This is a genomic window from Pseudomonas sp. GL93 (genome assembly GCF_003408955.1).
Lineage (GTDB): Bacteria > Pseudomonadota > Gammaproteobacteria > Pseudomonadales > Pseudomonadaceae > Aquipseudomonas > Aquipseudomonas paracarnis.
In genome coordinates this window covers 105,690-125,011 of the sequence record NZ_NKRF01000002.1, presented here as the reverse complement: position 1 = coordinate 125,011, position 19,322 = coordinate 105,690, and the positions used below count along the sequence as shown (strand labels likewise).

Annotated in this window: 21 protein-coding genes; 16 read left to right on the top strand and 5 right to left on the bottom strand. The window is 61.8% G+C overall.

The annotated features are described in order from the left end of the window. Window positions 1-17 precede the first annotated feature (17 nt). Genes mpl through CER19_RS00645 form a run of 3 tightly spaced genes read left to right on the top strand, consistent with a single transcriptional unit; the run spans window position 18 to window position 2,270 of the window. On the top strand, window positions 18-1,367 hold the full coding sequence (gene mpl / locus CER19_RS00655; RefSeq protein ID WP_116665015.1) for a UDP-N-acetylmuramate:L-alanyl-gamma-D-glutamyl-meso-diaminopimelate ligase: 1,350 nt from the start codon (window positions 18-20) through the stop codon (window positions 1,365-1,367). Next, window positions 1,364-1,993 carry a flavin prenyltransferase UbiX gene (ubiX, locus tag CER19_RS00650; RefSeq protein ID WP_003194503.1) on the top strand — a complete coding sequence of 210 codons (630 nt, stop codon included), beginning with the start codon at window positions 1,364-1,366 and terminating at the stop codon, window positions 1,991-1,993. The genes mpl and ubiX overlap by 4 nt, the downstream gene beginning before the upstream one ends. Further along, window positions 1,986-2,270, top strand: coding sequence for a YceK/YidQ family lipoprotein (locus CER19_RS00645; RefSeq protein WP_116665160.1), 285 nt, complete (start codon window positions 1,986-1,988; stop codon window positions 2,268-2,270). The genes ubiX and CER19_RS00645 overlap by 8 nt, the downstream gene beginning before the upstream one ends. A gap of 203 nt (window positions 2,271-2,473) precedes the next feature. Here the strand turns inward: CER19_RS00645 and CER19_RS00640 are convergent, their stop codons facing one another. The 3 genes from CER19_RS00640 to CER19_RS00630 form a co-directional block, all read right to left on the bottom strand. After that, a complete protein-coding gene (locus CER19_RS00640) occupies window positions 2,474-3,115 on the bottom strand; it encodes an oxidoreductase (protein WP_116665014.1) in 642 nt (213 codons plus the stop codon). Window positions 3,116-3,144: 29 nt separating this feature from the next. Beyond that, entirely contained in the window at window positions 3,145-4,863 is a 1,719-nt protein-coding gene (locus CER19_RS00635) for a C13 family peptidase (protein ID WP_116665013.1), read from the bottom strand. A 196-nt stretch (window positions 4,864-5,059) separates the two neighbouring features. Continuing rightward, window positions 5,060-5,515, bottom strand: a complete 456-nt coding sequence (locus CER19_RS00630) for a MaoC family dehydratase (RefSeq protein WP_003194496.1) — start codon at window positions 5,513-5,515, stop codon at window positions 5,060-5,062. 183 nt (window positions 5,516-5,698) lie between these two features. On the opposite strand from CER19_RS00630, the gene CER19_RS00625 reads away from it, so the two are divergent. The 4 genes from CER19_RS00625 (at window position 5,699) to CER19_RS00610 (ending at window position 7,693) form a co-directional block, all read left to right on the top strand. Then, on the top strand, window positions 5,699-6,052 hold the full coding sequence (locus tag CER19_RS00625) for a CidA/LrgA family protein (RefSeq protein ID WP_003194494.1): 354 nt from the start codon (window positions 5,699-5,701) through the stop codon (window positions 6,050-6,052). Then, the gene (locus CER19_RS00620; protein ID WP_116665012.1) at window positions 6,049-6,765 is read left to right on the top strand and encodes an LrgB family protein; all 717 of its coding nucleotides are present in this window, start codon (window positions 6,049-6,051) and stop codon (window positions 6,763-6,765) included. The genes CER19_RS00625 and CER19_RS00620 overlap by 4 nt, the downstream gene beginning before the upstream one ends. A 21-nt stretch (window positions 6,766-6,786) precedes the next feature. Next, window positions 6,787-7,377 carry an LON peptidase substrate-binding domain-containing protein gene (locus CER19_RS00615; RefSeq protein WP_116665011.1) on the top strand — a complete coding sequence of 197 codons (591 nt, stop codon included), beginning with the start codon at window positions 6,787-6,789 and terminating at the stop codon, window positions 7,375-7,377. Between the two features lie 100 nt (window positions 7,378-7,477). Next, on the top strand, window positions 7,478-7,693 hold the full coding sequence (locus tag CER19_RS00610) for a hypothetical protein (RefSeq protein WP_019818751.1): 216 nt from the start codon (window positions 7,478-7,480) through the stop codon (window positions 7,691-7,693). Here CER19_RS00610 and CER19_RS00605 read toward each other — a convergent pair. Together CER19_RS00605 and CER19_RS00600 are read right to left on the bottom strand one after the other, a co-directional pair. Continuing rightward, window positions 7,687-9,003 (bottom strand): bifunctional DedA family/phosphatase PAP2 family protein, encoded by a 1,317-nt coding sequence (locus CER19_RS00605; protein WP_116665010.1) that lies wholly within the window; start codon window positions 9,001-9,003, stop codon window positions 7,687-7,689. The two genes, CER19_RS00610 and CER19_RS00605, sit on opposite strands and share 7 nt — an antisense overlap. A 75-nt stretch (window positions 9,004-9,078) precedes the next feature. After that, entirely contained in the window at window positions 9,079-9,762 is a 684-nt protein-coding gene (locus tag CER19_RS00600; protein WP_116665009.1) for a DNA-3-methyladenine glycosylase, read from the bottom strand. Between the two features lie 175 nt (window positions 9,763-9,937). On the opposite strand from CER19_RS00600, the gene CER19_RS00595 reads away from it, so the two are divergent. The 9 genes from CER19_RS00595 (at window position 9,938) to CER19_RS00555 (ending at window position 19,306) form a co-directional block, all read left to right on the top strand. Beyond that, the gene (locus CER19_RS00595; RefSeq protein WP_116665008.1) at window positions 9,938-11,203 is read left to right on the top strand and encodes a glutamate-5-semialdehyde dehydrogenase; all 1,266 of its coding nucleotides are present in this window, start codon (window positions 9,938-9,940) and stop codon (window positions 11,201-11,203) included. Further along, window positions 11,203-11,847: a nicotinate-nucleotide adenylyltransferase gene (gene nadD / locus CER19_RS00590; RefSeq protein ID WP_116665007.1), complete on the top strand. Its 645-nt coding sequence runs from the start codon at window positions 11,203-11,205 to the stop codon at window positions 11,845-11,847. The genes CER19_RS00595 and nadD overlap by 1 nt, the downstream gene beginning before the upstream one ends. A 66-nt stretch (window positions 11,848-11,913) precedes the next feature. Further along, window positions 11,914-12,408: a ribosome silencing factor gene (rsfS, locus tag CER19_RS00585; RefSeq protein ID WP_003176298.1), complete on the top strand. Its 495-nt coding sequence runs from the start codon at window positions 11,914-11,916 to the stop codon at window positions 12,406-12,408. 9 nt (window positions 12,409-12,417) lie between these two features. Then, window positions 12,418-12,885 carry a 23S rRNA (pseudouridine(1915)-N(3))-methyltransferase RlmH gene (gene rlmH / locus CER19_RS00580; RefSeq protein WP_003176297.1) on the top strand — a complete coding sequence of 156 codons (468 nt, stop codon included), beginning with the start codon at window positions 12,418-12,420 and terminating at the stop codon, window positions 12,883-12,885. 15 nt (window positions 12,886-12,900) lie between these two features. Beyond that, the gene (gene mrdA, locus CER19_RS00575) at window positions 12,901-14,799 is read left to right on the top strand and encodes a penicillin-binding protein 2 (protein WP_116665006.1); all 1,899 of its coding nucleotides are present in this window, start codon (window positions 12,901-12,903) and stop codon (window positions 14,797-14,799) included. 31 nt (window positions 14,800-14,830) lie between these two features. Beyond that, a complete protein-coding gene (gene rodA / locus CER19_RS00570; RefSeq protein WP_044268991.1) occupies window positions 14,831-15,934 on the top strand; it encodes a rod shape-determining protein RodA in 1,104 nt (367 codons plus the stop codon). A 17-nt stretch (window positions 15,935-15,951) separates the two neighbouring features. Beyond that, a complete protein-coding gene (gene mltB, locus CER19_RS00565; protein ID WP_047711860.1) occupies window positions 15,952-16,962 on the top strand; it encodes a lytic murein transglycosylase B in 1,011 nt (336 codons plus the stop codon). Beyond that, complete coding sequence (locus CER19_RS00560) at window positions 16,962-17,966, top strand: septal ring lytic transglycosylase RlpA family protein (RefSeq protein ID WP_032895156.1); 1,005 nt, start codon at window positions 16,962-16,964, stop codon at window positions 17,964-17,966. Before mltB ends, CER19_RS00560 begins: the two co-directional genes overlap by 1 nt. 182 nt (window positions 17,967-18,148) lie before the next feature. Beyond that, window positions 18,149-19,306: a D-alanyl-D-alanine carboxypeptidase family protein gene (locus tag CER19_RS00555; RefSeq protein ID WP_116665005.1), complete on the top strand. Its 1,158-nt coding sequence runs from the start codon at window positions 18,149-18,151 to the stop codon at window positions 19,304-19,306. The last annotated feature ends 16 nt before the right edge of the window (window positions 19,307-19,322 follow it).

Here is a 19,322-nt window from a genome sequence, read left to right as displayed (position 1 = left end):
TGTTTACGAGGTCGACTATGCACATTCATATTCTGGGTATCTGCGGTACGTTCATGGGTTCGATGGCTGTTCTGGCCAAGGAGCTGGGCCATCACGTAACAGGCTCCGATGCCAATGTTTATCCCCCCATGAGCACGCAGCTACAGGCGCAAGGGATTGAGCTGACCCAAGGTTACGACCCCGCGCAATTCGACCCGGTGCCGGACCTGGTCGTGATCGGCAACGCCATGTCGCGCGGCAACCCGGCAGTGGAATACGTACTGAACAAAGGCTTGCCTTACGTCTCCGGCCCGCAGTGGCTGGCCGACCATGTGCTGCAAGGCCGTTGGGTCCTGGCAGTGGCGGGCACTCACGGTAAGACCACCACCAGCAGCATGCTCGCCTGGGTGCTAGAGCATGCGGGCATGAGCCCGGGGTTCCTGATTGGCGGTGTGCCGCAGAACTTCTCGGTATCGGCGCGGCTGGGTGAGACCCCGTTTTTTGTGATCGAGGCCGATGAGTACGACAGCGCCTTTTTCGACAAGCGCTCCAAGTTCGTCCACTACCGCCCGCGCACGGCGATCCTGAATAACCTTGAGTTTGATCACGCGGATATCTTCCCCGATCTGCCGGCGATTGAACGGCAGTTCCACCACTTGGTGCGCACCATTCCCAGTGAAGGCCTGGTCATTCATCCCACCACCGAGCCTGCGTTGCAGCGTGTGATCGACATGGGCTGCTGGACCCCGGTGCAAACCACCGGCGCGGGTGGGCAGTGGCAGGCCAGGTTGCTCAGCGAAGATGGTTCACGGTTTGAAGTGCTGTTCGAAGGCCAGGCCCAAGGCATCGTCGATTGGGGCATGACTGGCCAGCACAACGTGGCCAACGCCTTGGTGAGCCTGGCCGCCGCACGGCATGTCGGCGTGGTGCCGGCCATGGGCATCGCCGCCTTGAGCGTATTCAAGAGTGTGAAGCGGCGCATGGAGAAAGTCGCCGACGTGAATGGGATTACCATTTACGACGACTTTGCCCACCACCCAACTGCGATTGCCACCACCCTGGATGGCCTGCGCAAGCGCGTCGGCGATGCGCAGATTATTGCCATCGTCGAGCCGCGCTCCAACTCCATGAAGCTGGGCGCGCACCGTGATGGCCTGCCCGAAAGCGTCAACGATGCCGACCAGGTGGTGTGGTATGCACCGGCCAACCTTGGCTGGGATTTGCCCGCGATTGCTGCGCTGTGCACCGTACCCTCGACAGTCTGCGATTCCCTCGAAGGCATCATTGAGCAGGTGAAGTCCTTGGCCCAGCCCGGCACGCACGTGGTGGTCATGAGCAACGGCGGCTTCGGCGGCCTGCACGGCAAGCTGGCCGAGGCACTGAAATGAGCGGGCCAGAACGCATTACCCTGGCGATGACCGGCGCATCCGGTGCGCCCTATGGCCTGCGCCTGCTCGATTGCCTGGTGCGTGAAGACCGTGAGGTGCATTTTCTGATCTCCAAGGCGGCGCAGTTGGTGCTGGCGACCGAGACCGATGTCGCGCTGCCGTCCAAGGTGCAGACGATGCAGGCGTTCCTTACCGAGTACACCGGTGCGGCGGCGGGGCAGATCAAGGTCTACGGCAAAGAGGACTGGATGTCGCCGGTGGCTTCAGGCTCCGGTGCGCCAGCAGCGATGGTGGTGGTGCCTTGTTCCACCGGCACCTTGTCGGCGATTGCCACGGGCGCCTGCAACAACCTGATCGAACGGGCGGCGGACGTGACCTTGAAGGAGCGCCGCCAATTGATCCTGGTGCCACGCGAAGCGCCGTATTCGAGCATTCACCTGGAGCACATGCTCAAGTTGTCGAACATGGGCGTGACCATCCTGCCCGCGTCGCCAGGCTTCTATCACCAGCCACAGACTATCGATGACTTGGTGGACTTTGTGGTGGCGCGCATTCTCAACCTGTTGAACATTCCCCAGGACATGCTGCCGCGTTGGGGTGAGCACCATCTGGGCGGCGATGAATAAGGCGCTGCTGCTGTTGATGGCTTTGCAACTCACCGGCTGCGCCACGGCGCGCACGCTGGATGCGGCGCAACCGGGCGCGCCCGTGGTGTATGCCGGCACGCGCCTGGATCTGTACGCGATCAATGGCGGCTGTTGCGCCAGGGACCGCTTTGGTGCGCAGGCTCCCAGCTATCCCCATCTCGACCTGCCGGCCAGTGCGTTGCTCGATACCTTGTTGTTGCCACTGTCGGTATTGACGGTGCTGGGGGTTGGCTTCAACGCCACGGGCGGGCTGTAAGATAATGGCTGCCTGGGCCGGCCCCATCGCGGGCAAGCCCGGCTCCCACAGGGGGGGCGCATTCCAAGTATGAGGACTGCAGTCCATTCCCACAGGGGGATTGCATTCCAAATATGAGGGCTGCTGTCCATTCCTACAGGGGAATGCATTCTAAATGTGGGAGCTGGCTTGCCTGCGATGAGGCCAGTACCAGCCCTGCATTATTACTTGCCGAGCTTGCGCAATTCGTCCGACTCCACCACCCGCACGCCATCCTGTTCTTCCAGCGCCAGGCGCCACATGGCGCGGGCCAGTTCGCAGACTTCAATGCCGTGGTACTTGCCCGGGATAAGCCGTGACAGCGGGCCGGCCAACTGTTCGGCCAGGCGCGGTTCAAGCCGCTCTCCCAGCAGCAGCGAGGGACGTACGATGGTCAACTGCGGCCAGTCTTGCGCTCTGAGCGCCAGTTCCATTTCCCCTTTGACCCGGTTGTAAAACACCGAGGATTTCGGGTCGGCGCCAATCGCACTGATCACGATCAGATGCCGCGCGCCCAGTTCCCGCGCGCGTTTGGCGAAGGCCACTACCATGTCCAGGTCGACCGCACGGAATGCAGCTTCCGAGCCGGCCTTTTTGATCGTGGTGCCCAGGCAGCAGAAGGCAATATCCACGCGGCCGCTCAGTTGCGGCAGGAACGCCGCCGGGTCGCCCACCGGGTTTTCCAGGCGTGGATGTTCAGCCAATGGTTTGCGGCTGGGTGCCAGCACGCGGGTCACGGTGGGTTCGTTGAGCAGGCGGTCGAGCAGGTGTTCGCCAGTGAGGCCGGAGGCCCCGGCCAGCAAGATATGCTGCGGTGTCAGGTACATGGTGTTTCCCCCTTGTTACACGTTACAGCTTAGTTGCCTTTGGCTTCCTTGCTATTCATTGAGACGCTTTCGAGCGCCTTTCGTGCCTGCTGTTTACGTAATAATTGCCAATGGGCGATCACGCCTTTAGGTGCCCAGATCTGCGGTTCGGAGGCTTCGAAATTGTCCGCCTGTTCGCGTTCGGCCACGTGCAGTTGTGCCAGTTTGAAGGCGTGTTGCAAATCATCCGTTTGGTTGAAAGCTTGTGCGAAAAGGGCATCACCGAAGTAGGTGAAGTCTGCTTCTTCCGAGCAGCCGAATGACACGCGGTCCGCACGGGAGGCGGTCATGATCAGGGTGCGCTCATCTTTGAGCGCCGGTATGAAACCGCCGGAGTAACACGCGGAGATCACGATGACCTTGTCGCGGTTTTTCAGCGGTGCGAGCACGGCGGCCAGTTCATCGGCGGGCAGGGCGGCCCGTTCCATGCGCGGTTGGTCGGGCACCAGTTCATGCTCATGGGTGCCATGGCTGGTCATGTAAATGAACACCAGATCTTCCGGCCCGGTCCGTTCGGCCAGGGTTTGCACCGAGCGGCGCAGGCTTTCGCGGGTGGCCAGGGGGCGGTCGGCAATATGGTCGCGGTGGTTGACCAGGCGCACCTGCCCGCGCGCGCCGAAGCGAGTGGCAAGCAGGTTGCTGACGTAATCGGCCTCGCGCAGGAACACGCTTTGCTTGCCGTCGCCCGCCAGCACCAGGGTGTACAGCTCCACCGCCGGGGTGGACGCAGGCACTGTCGCCAGGGCGTCATCGAGCAAGCGGCCTTGGGCCAGTATGCCGGTTTCCAGTGGGTCGGGCAGCAGCTTGCCCTCGGCGTCGCGCACGCGCAGGCCGTTGACCCAGGTGCCGGACTGCACGGTGCCGTCGGTGAGTACCAGGGTGCCACGGCCTTGATAGTTGTCGCTGTCGAAGCCACCGATATAGAAACTGCCATCGGTGAGGTTCAGTCGCCCTTCGCCGGTAAAGCGCCAGTCACTAAACTGGCCGACATAGTGGCTGCCATCGACCCCGATCAATTCGCCTTTGCCGGTCAGCGCGCCTTCCTTGAACTGGCCGATCCACACATCACCGTCGGCGTTCTCGTAGCGGCCTTTGCCGTTGAGCTGATTCTGCTTGAATTGGCCGACATAGATATCGCCCTCGGCGCTGTTGAAAGTGCCATTGCCTTCCAGTTGACCATCGACAAAGCGGCCGCTGAACTGGTTGCCACTGTCGTCATTGCGCTGGCCTTCGCCATTGGGCTTGCCGTGGGCGAACTGGCCCTGGTACTGGCTGCCGTCGGCCAACTCCAGGCGGCCTAGGCCTGAGTACTGGTCGTCCTGGAATTCGCCGCGATAGGTCATCTGCCCCTCTTTGAGGGTGCCTTCACCGTTGCGTCGACCGTTCTTGAAGCCGCCCACGTAGCTGCTGCCCGAAGTGGTCAGGCTGCCCTGGCCATCAAACAGGCCCTGCTTGAATTCGCCTTTATAGACTTCGCCATTGCTGCCATGCCATTCGCCCTGGCCGTGCCACTGGCCTTTGTCGAACTGGCCGGCGTACCAACTGCCATTGGGGTAGTCCACACGGCCTTGACCTTGCAGCAAACCGTTGATCACATCGCCACGGTAGCGGCCGCCATCGGGCAGGCGCGCATCGGGCGGCAACAGCGATTCGCCGTCTCCGCAAGCGGTGAGCAACAGGGCAAGGGCAAGGGGAGCGAGTGGGCGCATAGCGGGATCCGGATAATTGAGCGCCGAGTATGCCGTAGCCGGGGTGCCGAACCTAGTGGTCTATGCGCAGGACCTACCACCTGTAGGAGCAGGCTTGCCCGCGAAAAACTCACAGGCGCCAAATTTATTCAGCAAGCACGCATTATCGTTGACGACCTTCGCGAGCAAGCTCGCTCCTACAGTGGGGGTGTGGTGATTATACGAAGCAGAGTGACAGCGACTCGGCAATGTAGGCCGGCTTCTCCTGGCCTTCGATTTCCAGGGTGGCCGTAGCCTTGAACAGCCATTGGCCCGGCTTTTTCTCGGTGACGTCAGTGAGGGTGACGTTCAGGCGCACCTTGGAGTTCACTTTCACAGGCTGGATAAAGCGCACGCTGTCCAGGCCGTAGTTGACGGCCATCTTCAAGCCTTCGGGCATGATCAGGATGTCTTCCATCAGCTTGGGCATCAGCGACAGCGACAGGAACCCGTGGGCGATGGTGCTGCCGAACGGGGTTTGCGCCGCCTTGACCGGGTCGACGTGGATGAACTGATGATCGCCCGTGGCCTCTGCGAACAGGTTGATACGCGCCTGGTCGATGGTGAGCCATTCGGAACGTCCCAGTTCCTTGCCGACGTAATCTTTGAGCTGCGCTACGGGTACATAGGGCATTGCGTCTCTCCTTGGTTCATCACATATGTGCCCGTTGATAAGGGGCGTTTTTAGGGTTACAGAGAACCAATGTAGATCATCACGGGCAATCAGCCCGGTCAACCCAACATGCTTTTGGCGAATGCCGGAGCATAGGGCGGGCATGCTTATAATGCGCGCGGGATTTGAGGGGGAGAGAGCGGGATGCTGTTACGTGGCCTGACCTGGCTGGTGCTGTTTCAACTGATCGGCACCGCGATCAATCATTTGCTGGTGCCCGTGCTGCCGGGGCCGATCATCGGCTTGTTGCTGATGCTCGGCTTTCTGGTCTGGCGCGGTGAAGTCGGCGAGCCCCTGAGCCTGGCGGCCGGCAGCCTGTTGCGTTACCTGCCGCTGCTGCTGGTACCGCCGGCCGTGGGAGTGATGGTGTACGCCAAGGACATCGTGGCGGATTTCTGGGCCATCGTCGGGGCGTTGGTGTTGTCGCTGGTGATCGCTATGGGCTTTGTCGGTGTGCTGATGCAGCAGATGGTCAAGCGCAAGGAGAAGGACCAATGATCCTCGACTGGCAGGGCGCCTGGACGGCGGTCATTCATCACCCGCTGTTCGGTATCGGTATCACTCTGGGCGCCTATCAACTGGTGCTGGCGGGGTTCGAGAAAACCCGCTGGATCTTCCTGCAGCCGGTGCTGGTGTCGATGTTGCTGGTGATCGGTGTGCTGCTCACCTGCGGGCTGAGCTACGCCGAATACCGCCAGAGCACCGAGATCATGGGCATCCTGCTGGGGCCTGCGACCGTGGCCCTGGCGGTGCCGCTTTATCTGAACCTGCGACGGATTCGACAATTGTTCTGGCCGATATTTACTACGCTGGTGGTAGGCGGGGTATTGGCCACCGGCCTGTGTGTGGCGTTGGGGTGGTGGTTCGGGGCCGAGCACCGGGTGCTGATGACCATGGCGCCCAAGTCGGTGACCTCACCGATTGCCATGCTGGTGGCCGAGCAGATTGGCGGCGTGGCGGCCTTGGCGGCAGTGTTTGTGTTGATCACTGGGGTGGTCGGCGCGATGATCGGCCCAGCGCTCTTGTCGCGCCTGGGTGTACGCAGCCCCGAAGCGCGCGGCATGGCCCTGGGCATGACCGCTCACGCCGTCGGCACCTCGGTGGCCCTGCAGGAAAGCGAAGAATGCGGCGCCTTCGCGGCGCTGGCCATGAGTTTGATGGGCGTGGCCACGGCGGTGTTCCTACCGTTGGCGGTGTCGGTGATTGTTTAACCCAGGTTTAAGGAAACCGTTATGAGTCTGGCGCTATTCCCCCTCAACACTGTGCTGTTCCCGGGCTGCACCCTCGACTTGCAGATATTTGAGGCGCGCTACCTGGATATGATCGGCCGTTGCATGAAAAAGGGCGAAGGCTTTGGTGTGGTGTGCATCCTGGATGGCTCAGAGGTGGGCACGGCCCCTGACGGCTATGCGCTTGTCGGTTGTGAAGCGCTGATTCGTGACTTCAAGCAGCAGGACAACGGCCTGCTGGGCATTCGCGTCGAAGGTGGCCGTCGTTTCCGCGTGCGTGAGGCCGGGGTGCAGAAAGACCAGTTGCTGGTGGCTGATGTGCAATGGCTGCAAGAATTGCCGGACCCGCCGCTGGGCGAAGAGGACGCCGACTTGCTGGCGTTGCTTGAGGCCCTGGCCGAGCACCCGATGGTGGCCTCGCTGGATATGGGCGGCCAGGCCGAAGGCCAGCAAGCCCTGGGCAACCGGTTGGCCTATCTGCTGCCGTTTACCGAGGCCGACAAGATCGACTTGCTGCAACTGGACGACCCACAGCAACGGCTGGATGCGATCCAGATGTTGCTCGATGAACTGCAGGGGGAGCTGTTCACCTGAGGTTCGGATTTGCCTGACAGAGCTTTCAGACTTTGCTCGGTCGTCTCCACGGTGTCGCCTGCACTATTTTCCGATCACACAACAATGATCGGAGAGAACCATGATTCGGCTGACACCCTCGGAACAAGTGGCGTGGGACGCTTATTTTGTCAGCGTGACCACGCAATTACTTCAGCAGCAAGCCACGCGGGGCGCGGAATACATCGCCGAGCGCGCTGCCGAAGTGGCCGATGAGATGCTACTGGAGCGCCGCGAACGTTGCGTTGAACGGCGCAGCGCCTCCGTGGACTGGATCGGCCCGGCCAAGGGTCAATAGGCGTACCTGAGCAGGGCGTGGGGCGTGCCGGTAAAGGCGATGAAACCGAGCACGGCCACCACGGCGGGCAGCACCAGCCACCAGGCTTTTTGCGACATGGCTGGCAATGGGCTGCGGTACTCGATTGCCGTCAGGCTAAACGCACACACCGTCATTGCCAGCAAGGTGCCGGCCAGAATGTCCGTAGGCCAATGGGCGCCCAGATAAACCCGCGACAAGGCAATGAACGCTGCGGGAATGCAGCCCAGCAGCATCCAGGTCAGGCGCAGCCTTGTGGGTTGGCCGCGACCGGCCAATACCGCGAGTGCCAGGAAGAAGGCAAAGGCCCCGGAGGCATGGCCACTGGGCATGCTGAAGCTGGTCAGCGGGTCTGTGAGGATTTCCGGGCGGCCACGGGCGAAAAACAGCTTGGTGCCAGTGTTGATCACTGCCGCGCCAGCGAGAGTGGCGCCGACAAACACCGCGTGGGGCCACTGCCGTGCCAACAGCAACAGGCCAGTGAACACCGCGCTGGCGAAGAACATCTTCTTGAACTCACCCAGTTGGGTGACCCGTACCATCACTTCGTCCAGCCACGGGCTGCGATGCTCCTGCACCAGGGCGCTCAGGCCTTGGTCGAAGTCATTGAGGTGGGGATAGCCGATAAACAACGCGATCAACAACACCAGGCTGGCGCAACCGATCCACAAGGTGGCGCGCCGATGTTCGCGCCAACTGCTGTTCAAACTCAGCCCCAGCAGCACCGCCAGGCACGCCGCGATAATCGCCGCTTCCGGCCAGAAACCTTCCGGCAACGGCAGGCGGAACGCGGCGCCGGCAGCCCAGCCCGGCAGCAGATAGGCCACGGTCCAACCCGCTGCGGCAATGATGCTCACAGCGGCAAAGCGCGGGAAGGGCATGTCGCACATGCCGGCGACCATGGGCAGCATGGGACGCAATGGGCCGATGAAACGCCCGACCAACAGGCTGGCGATTCCGTACTTGTGGAAGTAGGTTTCTGCGCCGTTCATCCATTCAGGATGCTGGCGCAGGCCGGGCAGGCGTCGGATGTTCTGATGGAAATGGCGGCCCAGGTAATAGGAAACGCCGTCGCCCAATAAGCCGCCGAGGAAGCCCAGCAGCAGGGTTTCACTCAGCGACAGCGCACCGCTGCCAGCCAACGCGGCGATTGCAAACAGCAATACCGTGCCTGGCACGATCAACCCGGCAATCGCCAGGCACTCCACGCACGCGACGAAAAACACCGCCGCTGCCAGCCATTGTGGGTTGAGGGTCAACCAGCCGGTGATGCTATCGAGCCATTGGCCCATACAATCCACTCCATGCATACATATTCAAAAACACTGAAGGTTCAGTTGTGGGATGTGTTGCTTGGTTCTGCACGGTCAAATCAAAAAATAATCCCGGCCTTCGACCTGGCCCCGACGCAGCGGGTTCCGCGTGCAGTAAGGCGCATAACCAGCATCGACGAAGCGGTACATCAAGTGCTCATCGCGCCCAGTGGGAATGCCCAGGCGCGTGGTCTGGATAATCTGCGTGGGCACCTGGCCCACGTCTTCGACATACAGCAGTTCCTGATCGAAGCGCTTGGCGTCCCACATCGGCACTTTCAGGCCCAGGGCCTTGCACAGCAGCGTCTGCCCTGCACACAGCTTCTGCGAGGGGCGTGGGCTGCCGTCGGGGTTGGGGTTGTTCAACAGCATTTGCGCCAGGCTCGCCGCCCCGGAAATTTCGTCGACCCAGGGATAGGCCGATTTGATCAGCACGGCATTGCCCGGGCCATGGGCGCTGAAGTTCAGCGAATCACCGCCACGGGCGTAGTACATGTAGATATGGCCACCATCCAGAAACAAAGCCTTACGCTTTTCTGTGTAGCCGAGCGAGGCGTGGCTGCCTTTTTCGGCCACGTAATAGGCTTCGGTTTCAATAATTCGCGCCGAAAGCCAAAGATCGCCCACACGATGACGAATGACTTTTCCGAGTAATTCGCGCGCAAGCACTTGGGCATCGCGGTCGAAGAAGCTATCGGGCAGGGGGCTGGCGGGGAGTTGGGGCGAAAAGTCGGGCATGGCGGTCAAGGGTTGATACGGCTAAATGTGACCGAATCATAACAACTCTCACCTTAATTACGGCTGAACCTGGGGTTTTTACAGTTCATTTCGACCATCCGCCCCTCACCGCTGTCAGTCGGGCGGCGTCACAGCTATAATCTGCCGCTTTCCTCTTTGCCAAGACTCCCTGACCATGACTGAGTCCGTTCTTGACTACATGACCCGCCTGGGTCGCGCTGCCCGGCAGGCCTCGCGGTTGATCGCCCGTGCGAGCACCGCGCAGAAGAACCGTGCGCTGCTGGCGGCTGCCGATGCTCTGGATGCTTCGCGCTCCGAGCTGAGCGCCGCCAACGAACTGGACCTGGCCAATGGGCGCGCCAATGGCCTGGAGCCAGCCCTTTTGGACCGCCTGGCGCTGACCCCGGCACGTATCGACGACATGATCGAAGGCTTGCGTCAGGTGGCCAAGCTGCCTGACCCCATCGGTGAAATTCGCGACATGCGCTACCTGCCGTCGGGCATCCAGGTGGGCAAGATGCGCGTGCCCCTGGGCGTGATCGGCATCATCTATGAGTCGCGCCCGAACGTGACCATCGACGCCGCGAGCCTGTGCCTCAAGTCAGGCAACGCCACCATCCTGCGTGGCGGTTCCGAGGCGATCAACTCCAACCGCGCCATCGCTGCCTGCATCCAGCAGGGCCTGGCCGTGGCCGAGTTGCCAGCCGAAGTGGTGCAAGTGGTGGAAACCACCGACCGTGCCGCCGTGGGCGCGCTGATCACCATGCCGGAATTCGTCGACGTGATCGTGCCGCGGGGTGGCAAGAGCTTGATCGAGCGCGTCAGCCGTGATGCCAAGGTGCCAGTTATCAAGCATCTGGACGGCGTCTGCCATGTGTTCATCGACATCGCCGCCGACCTCGACAAGGCGATCCGCATTGCCGACAACGCCAAGACCCACCGCTACGCGCCGTGCAACACCATGGAAACCCTGCTGGTGCACGTTGGCATTGCCGAACGCGTGCTGCCGCCGCTGGCTGCCATCTACCGTGACAAGTCGGTAGAGCTGCGCGGTTGCGAGCGCACCCGGGCGCTGCTGGGCGCGGACGTCATCGAGGCGACCGAGCAGGACTGGTACACCGAGTACACGGCCCCGATCCTGTCGATCCGCATCGTCGACGACCTGGACCAGGCCATCGAACACATCAATACCTATGGCTCCAAGCACACCGACGCCATCGTTTCCGAGCATTTCAGCGATGCCCGGCGTTTCCTCAACGAAGTGGATTCCGCTTCGGTGATGGTCAACGCCTCGACGCGTTTTGCCGACGGCTTCGAGTACGGTCTGGGGGCGGAGATCGGTATTTCCACCGACAAGCTCCACGCACGCGGCCCGGTGGGCCTGGAAGGGCTGACCAGTGAGAAGTACGTGGTGTTTGGCGACGGTCATGTGCGCACTTGATGACTAAACGCATCGGGCTGCTCGGCGGTACTTTCGACCCCGTGCACATCGGCCATTTGCGCAGTGCCCTGGAAGTTGCGGATGCCCTTGCGCTGGATGAACTGCGCCTGCTGCCCAATTTCCGGCCGCCCCATCGCGATACGCCGCAGGTGGCCGCAGAGCAGCGCCTGGAAATGGTGCGTGTTGCCGTAGAAGGTATATCGCCGCTGGTGGTGGACGATCGCGAACTCAAGCGCGATAAACCGTCCTACACTATCGACACCCTGGAGCTGATGCGCGCCGAATTGGCTGCAGATGACCCATTGTTTCTGCTTTTGGGCTGGGACGCATTTTGCGGCCTGCCCTCTTGGCACCGCTGGGAGGAACTCCTCCAGTATTGCCACATCCTGGTTTTGCAACGCCCGGATGCCGACAGCGAACCGCCGGATGCCTTGCGCAACCTGCTGGCCGCGCGGTCGGTAAGTGACCCCTTGGCCCTGACCGGGCCGAACGGGAATATTGCATTCGTCTGGCAGACCCCGCTTGCGGTGTCCGCCACCCAGATCCGTCAACTGCTGGCCAGCGGGAAGTCGGTACGTTTCCTGGTGCCTGACGCGGTCCTGGCCTACATCGATGCGCACGGGCTTTACCGTGCGTCGAACTGAAAAGGCGCGCTTGAACGCACGAACCGTGCAGCAAGCGCCCGAACATACGAGCAAAACGAGTTTTATATGACGAACAAAGACGTAAGCAAAGTTAAGCGCAAAGGCACCTTCAAAAGCGCGCCGCTGCCGGTTGAAGCCCATGTTGGCCCGGAATTGGCTGGCGAAGAGCTGGTGAAAGTCGCCGTGGCTGCCCTGGAAGACGTTAAAGCCCAGGACATCCAGGTGCTGGACGTGCGCGACAAGCAGAGCATCACCGACTTCATGATCATCGCCACCGGTACCTCCAACCGCCAGATCGGCGCGATGCTGGACAAGGTTCGCGAAGCCGTCAAAGCCCAGGGCGTCAAACCACTGGGTGAAGAAGGCAAGGGCGACAGCGACTGGGTGCTGCTGGACATGGACGATGTGATCGTTCACATGATGACCTCCAACGCTCGCCAGTTCTACGACCTGGAGCGTCTGTGGAAAGGCGCCGAGCAGAGCCGTGCCGCCGATGGTAAGCACCACAGCCCGGAAGTGGGCCACGCGCACTTCGACAAGCTCAACAAAGACCAGGAATAAGGAACGGCTGTGCGCCTGCGTCTGATCGCTGTCGGTTCACGCATGCCCAAGTGGGTGGAAGAAGGCTGGCACGAATATGCCAAGCGTCTGCCCGCTGAGCTGTCGCTTGAGCTGGTGGAAATACCACTCAATACCCGGGGCAAGAACGCCGACGTCGCGCGCTTTATCCGTCAGGAAGGCGAAGCCATGCTGGCCAAGGTCGGCCCCAATGAGCGCATCGTCACCCTTGAAGTGCACGGCAAGCCCTGGAGCACCGAGCAACTGGCGGTGGAACTGGATCGCTGGCGCCTGGATTCGCGCACGGTCAATTTCATGGTCGGCGGCCCGGAAGGGCTGGCGCCGGAAGTCTGTGCGCGGGCCGATCAGCGCTGGTCGCTGTCGGCGCTGACGCTGCCGCACCCGTTGGTAAGGATTCTGATCGGTGAACAGCTGTATCGCGCCTGGACAGTTCTGTCCGGGCACCCTTACCACAAATAGTCTGCGCCGCCCCCGATGACCCAACCGATCCGCATCAAGGACCACGAGAAAGACGCACGTCTGGTACGCGCGCGGGTGGTGTTCGGTGCTGTTTTGGTGGTGGTGCTGATGTGCGTGCTGATTGCGCGGCTGTATTTCCTCCAGGTGATCCAGTACGACTATCACTCCACGCTGTCGGAAAACAACCGGGTGCATGTGCAGCCGATTCCACCGACCCGTGGGCTGATTTTCGACCGCAATGGCGTAGTGGTTGCCGATAACCGGCCCAGCTTCAGCCTGAGCATGACCCGTGAACGCTCCGGCGACTGGAAGCAGGTCCTCGATGTCATCGTCGAGGTGCTGCAACTGACGCCGGAAGACCGGGCCGTCTTCGAGAAGCGCATGCGGCAGGGGCGCCGGCCGTTCGAGCCGGTGCCGATCCTGTTCGAGCTGACCGAAGAGCAGATCGCCCGGATTGCGGTGAACCAGTTTCGCCTGCCGGGGGTGGAGGTGGTGGCGCAATTGGTGCGGCATTACCCGCAAGGGGCGCACTTTGCCCACTCCGTTGGTTACATGGGGCGGATCAACGAGAAAGAGCTGAAAACCCTCGACCCGATCAACTACAGCGGCACCCACCATATCGGCAAAACCGGTATCGAACGCTTCTACGAGGCCGAGTTGCATGGCCAGGTGGGTAACGAGGAAGTCGAGACCAATGCGCGTGGCCGCGTATTGCGCGTGCTCAAGCGCACCGATCCGGTGCCGGGCAAGGACATTGTCCTGAGCCTGGACATCAAGTTGCAGGAAGCTGCCGAGATGGCCCTGGGCGGTCGGCGGGGTGCCGTAGTGGCGCTGGACCCGAAGACTGGCGAAGTGCTGGCGATGGTCAGCCAGCCCAGCTTCGACCCCAACCCGTTTGTGACTGGCATCAGCTTCAAGGCCTACGCCGAGCTGCGTGATTCCATCGACCGGCCACTGTTCAACCGTGTGTTGCGCGGCCTGTACCCACCGGGCTCGACCATCAAACCGGCGGTGGCGATTGCCGGCCTGGATGCTGGCGTGGTTACGGCCTCAAGCCGGGTGTACGACCCTGGCTATTACATGCTGCCCAACTACGACCACAAGTACCGTAACTGGAACCGCTCCGGTGACGGCTATGTCGATCTGGACACCGCGATCATGCGCTCCAACGACACCTATTTTTACGACCTGGCCCACAAGCTGGGGATTGATCGGCTGTCTGCCTACATGGGCAAGTTCGGCCTCGGTCAGAAAGTCTCCCTGGACATGTTCGAAGAGTCCCCCGGCCTGATGCCGTCGCGGGAGTGGAAGCGTGCGACCCGCCGCCAGGCGTGGTTCCCTGGCGAAACCCTGATCCTGGGTATCGGCCAGGGCTATATGCAGGCCACTCCGCTGCAACTGGCCCAGGCCACGGCGCTGGTGGCGAACAAAGGCGTGTGGAACCGACCGCACCTGGCCAGGACCATCGAAGGCGAAAAGCCGGTGGACGACAACCCGATTCCGGACATCGTGCTGCGTGACCCGTCCGACTGGACCAAGGTCAACCACGGCATGCAGCAGGTGATGCACGGCGCTCGCGGCACCGCGCGCAAGGCGGCGGTCGGCGCGCAGTACCGCATTGCCGGCAAGAGTGGTACGGCCCAGGTGGTCGCGATCAAGCAGGGCGAAAAGTATGACCGCTCCAAGGTGCAGGAACGCCACCGCGACCACGCCTTGTTTGTCGGCTTTGCGCCGGCGGAAGACCCGAAAATCGTGGTGGCAGTGATGGTCGAGAACGGCGAGTCCGGCTCTGGCGTCGCGGCCCCAGTGGTACGCCAGGTGATGGACGCCTGGCTGCTGGCCGACGATGGCCGGCTCAAGCCCGAGTATGGCGGCCCCCCTTCAAGCCCCGAGGTTACGGCCCGTGAAGAGTAATTTTGACCGCATCCTCTCCAGTGAAGATGTGATGCGTCGCCGTGCGACGTTGCTGCAACGCATGCACATTGATGGCCCCTTGCTGATCCTGCTGCTGACCCTGGCGGCCGGCAGCCTGTTCGTGCTGTATTCGGCCAGCGGTAAGAACTGGGACTTGCTGATCAAGCAGGCGTCCTCGTTTGGCCTGGGCCTGCTGTCGATGGTGGTGATCGCCCAACTGGAGCCGCGCTTCATGGCGCGCTGGGTGCCTTTGGGGTATGTCGCCGGCGTGTTGTTGCTGGTGGTGGTGGACGTCATGGGCCACAACGCCATGGGCGCCACACGCTGGATCAACATCCCCGGGGTGATTCGCTTCCAGCCGTCGGAATTCATGAAGATCCTGATGCCGGCCACCATTGCCTGGTACCTGTCCAAGCGCACCTTGCCGCCGCAACTCAAGCACGTGGCGATCAGCCTGATCCTGATCGGCGTGCCCTTTGTGCTGATCGTGCGCCAACCGGACCTTGGCACCTCGTTGCTGATCCTCGCCGGTGGCGCGTTCGTATTGTTCATGGGCGGCCTGCGCTGGCGCTGGATCCTCAGCGTGCTGGCCGCCGCCGTGCCCGTGGCCGTGGCCATGTGGTTCTTCTTTATGCACGACTACCAGAAGCAACGGATCCTGACGTTCCTCGACCCGGAGAGCGACCCGCTGGGCACCGGCTGGAACATCATCCAGTCCAAGGCGGCCATCGGTTCCGGCGGCGTATTCGGCAAAGGCTGGTTGCTGGGCACCCAGTCCCATCTGGACTTCTTGCCCGAAAGTCATACCGACTTCATCATCGCGGTGATGGGCGAAGAGTTCGGCCTGGTGGGCATTTGCGCGTTGTTGCTGATCTATCTGCTGTTGATTGGTCGCGGCCTGGTGATCACCGCCCAGGCGCAGACGCTGTTCGGCAAATTGCTCGCCGGCAGCCTGACCATGACTTTTTTTGTTTACGTTTTCGTCAACATCGGTATGGTCAGTGGCCTGCTGCCGGTGGTTGGGGTGCCGTTGCCATTCATTAGCTACGGCGGAACTTCGCTGGTGACATTGCTGTCAGCGTTTGGGGTTTTGATGTCGATTCATACGCATCGCAAGTGGATCGCACAGGTTTGAATAAGGTGAAGATGTCAATGCAAGTAATGCGCGGCTGGGCGACTCGGCATGCGACCTGGATGGGCCTGATCGGGCTGCTGGGGGCAACGCAAGAGGCGCAGGCCGGTGACTACGATGGCTCTCCCCAGGTTGCCGAATTTGTCGGTGAGCTGACCCGCGACTATGGTTTCGCCGGCGAGCAACTGATGGGCGTGTTCCGTGAAGCCCAGAAAAAGCAGGCGATCCTCGACGCCATCTCCCGGCCCGCCGAACGCGTGAAGCAGTGGAAGGACTATCGCCCGATGTTCCTCACTGATGCACGCATCGCCCGCGGCGTGGATTTCTGGCGCCAGCACGAGGCGGTACTGGCCCGCGCCGAGCAAGAGTACGGCGTACCGGCGCAGGTGATTGTCTCGATCATCGGCATCGAAACCTTTTACGGGCGCAACACCGGCAGCTACCGGGTGATCGACGCCTTGTCGACCCTGGGCTTCGATTATCCGCCCCGCGCCGAGTTCTTCCGCAAGGAACTGCGCGAATTCCTGTTGCTGGCCCGCGAAGAGCAGGTCGACCCGCTGAGCCTCAAGGGCTCCTACGCCGGGGCGATGGGCTTGCCGCAGTTCATGCCGAGCAGCTTTCGCGCCTATGCGGTGGATTTCGACGGTGACGGGCACATCAATATCTGGAGTAACCCCGACGATGCCATCGGCAGCGTGGCCAGCTACTTCAAGCGCCACGGCTGGGTTGGCGGCGAGCCGGTGGTTATCCGCGCCGATGTCACGGGCGAGCGCGCCGACGAGGGCCTGACCCAAGGTATCGAACCGGTCAAGACCGTCGGGGAGTTGCGAGCGCTGGGCTGGTCGAGTCAGAATGCGCCACGCGACGACATGCCGGTGACGGCATTCCGCCTGGAAGGCGCAAATGGCCCTGAATACTGGATGGGCCTGAAGAATTTCTACGCAATTACGCGTTATAACCGCAGTGTGATGTACGCCATGGCCGTGCATCAGCTGTCAGATGAGCTGGTTCAAGCACGGGGCAACAAGTAATGCGGGTATCGCCGTTCAAAAAACCGCTCAAGCTGGTGGCGTTCGCCGCGTTGTCCTTGTTGGTAGCCAGTTGCTCCACCACCCCTAACCGTGCGCCGGCCAAGAAGGCCGGCGGCGCAGTGGTCCGCGCCCAGCCGGGCCTGGATATCAACCGTGCGCACAAAGACGGCGCGCCGTGGTGGGATGTGGATGTCTCGAAAATTCCGGATGCTACGCCGACCCTGCACACCGGCCCGTACAAGGCCAACCCCTACACCGTGCTGGGCAAGAATTACTTCCCGCTGCAGGAATCCAAGACCTACGTGCAGTCGGGCACTGCGTCCTGGTACGGCACCAAGTTCCATGGCCAGAACACCGCCAACGGCGAAGTGTATGACCTGTATGGCATGAGCGCGGCCCACAAGACCCTGCCGCTGCCCAGCTATGTGCGCGTGACCAACCTGGACAACAACCGCACCGTGATCCTGCGGGTCAATGACCGTGGGCCGTTCTATTCGGACCGGATCATCGACTTGTCCTACGCGGCCGCCAAGAAACTCGGTTATGCCGAAACCGGCACCGCACGGGTCAAAGTCGAAGGCATCGACCCGGCGCAGTATTGGGCCCAGCGTGGCAAACCCGCGCCGTTGATGCTCAACGAACCGCCAACCCCGCAACCGCAAGTGACGGCCTCGACCGGCAAGATCGAGCAATGGACGCCGCCACCGGCGCAGCATGCGCCTGATACCGTGGTGGTACCTCATGCGGCAGCGGGCGCCTCCATGGCCGGTGGGCAATATCTGCAGGTCGGCGCTTTCGCCAACCCGGATGCAGCAGAACTGTTAAGGTCCAAGCTCAGCGGCATGGTCAGTGCGCCGGTTTTCATCAGCTCCATCGTGCGTAACCAGCAAACCTTGCACCGTGTGCGCATGGGCCCGATCGGCTCGCCGAGCGAAGTGGCGCAAGTGCAGAATAGCGTGCGCCTGGCCAACCTGGGGCAACCCAGCGTGGTCACCGCAGAATAAGCAGTAACGGTTTGATGGCTCAGGTGCGCATGCGCGCTTGAACCCAGGTTGTTGGCTCGTGAACAATAAAAACCCAGGGGCAAGGGGTGAGCGGGCAACCGAACACGTGACAGTCTGGAAGCGGGCTGTCTGAATAGTTTTGCCCGCGAGGGCAAGTTTCCATAAGCAATTTCGAGAGACGGATGAACATCACCACCTTAGCCAAACGTACGTGCCTGCTTATCTCGCTGATCATCACCCCGGCCGCCTGGGCGGTTGAAATGGTGCCGGCCTCCCCGCAACTGGCCGCCAAGTCGTGGGTCCTCATGGACGCCGCCAGTGGCAACGTGCTGGTCGAAAACGGCGGTGATGTACGCCTGCCGCCTGCCAGCCTGACCAAGCTGATGACCGCCTACATCGCGACCCTGGAAATCCGTCGCGGCCAGATCGGCGAAAACGACCCGGTTACCGTCAGCGAAAACGCCTGGCGTACCGGTGGTTCGCGGATGTTCATCAAGGTGGGTTCGCAAGTCACCGTGAGCGACCTGCTGCACGGCATCATCATCCAGTCCGGTAACGACGCCAGCGTCGCCCTGGCCGAGCACATCGCCGGCAGCGAAGACGCCTTCGCCGACGTGATGAACAAGACTGCCGCCGACCTGGGTATGACCAACAGCCACTTCATGAACCCGACCGGCCTGCCGAACCCAGAGCACTATTCGTCGGCTCACGACATGGCGATCCTGGCGCGCGCGATCATCCGCGTTGACCCGGTGCACTACGCGATCTACTCCCAGAAGGAATTCTTCTGGAACAACATCAAGCAGCCTAACCGCAACCTGCTGCTGTGGCGCGACAAGACCGTCGATGGCCTGAAGACCGGCCACACCGACGAAGCCGGCTACTGCATGGTGTCGTCCGCCGTACGTGATGGCCAGCGCCTGATCGCCGTGGTATTCGGCACCAATAGCGAGCAGGCCCGTGCGGCCGAGACGCAAAAGCTGCTGACTTACGGCTTCCGCTTCTTCGAAACCCAGACCTTCTACCAGAAGGGTGCTGAGCTGGCGACCGCGCCGGTGTGGAAGGGCTCGACTTCGCAAGTCAAGGCCGGCCTGGCCGACGACCTGACCCTGACCATGCCTAAAGGCCAGCTCAAAAAGCTCGCCGCCAGCATGACCCTGAACCCGCAATTGGTTGCGCCAATCGCCAAGGGTGATGTGATCGGTAAGGTCGAAGTGAAGCTGGACGACAAGGTGGTGCACAGCGCCGACCTGATCGCGCTGGACGCTGTCGAGGAAGGTGGTATCTTCCGCCGCGTATGGGATAGCATCCGTCTATTCTTCTACGGCTTGTTCAACTGATTGTGTGCACCTGCAA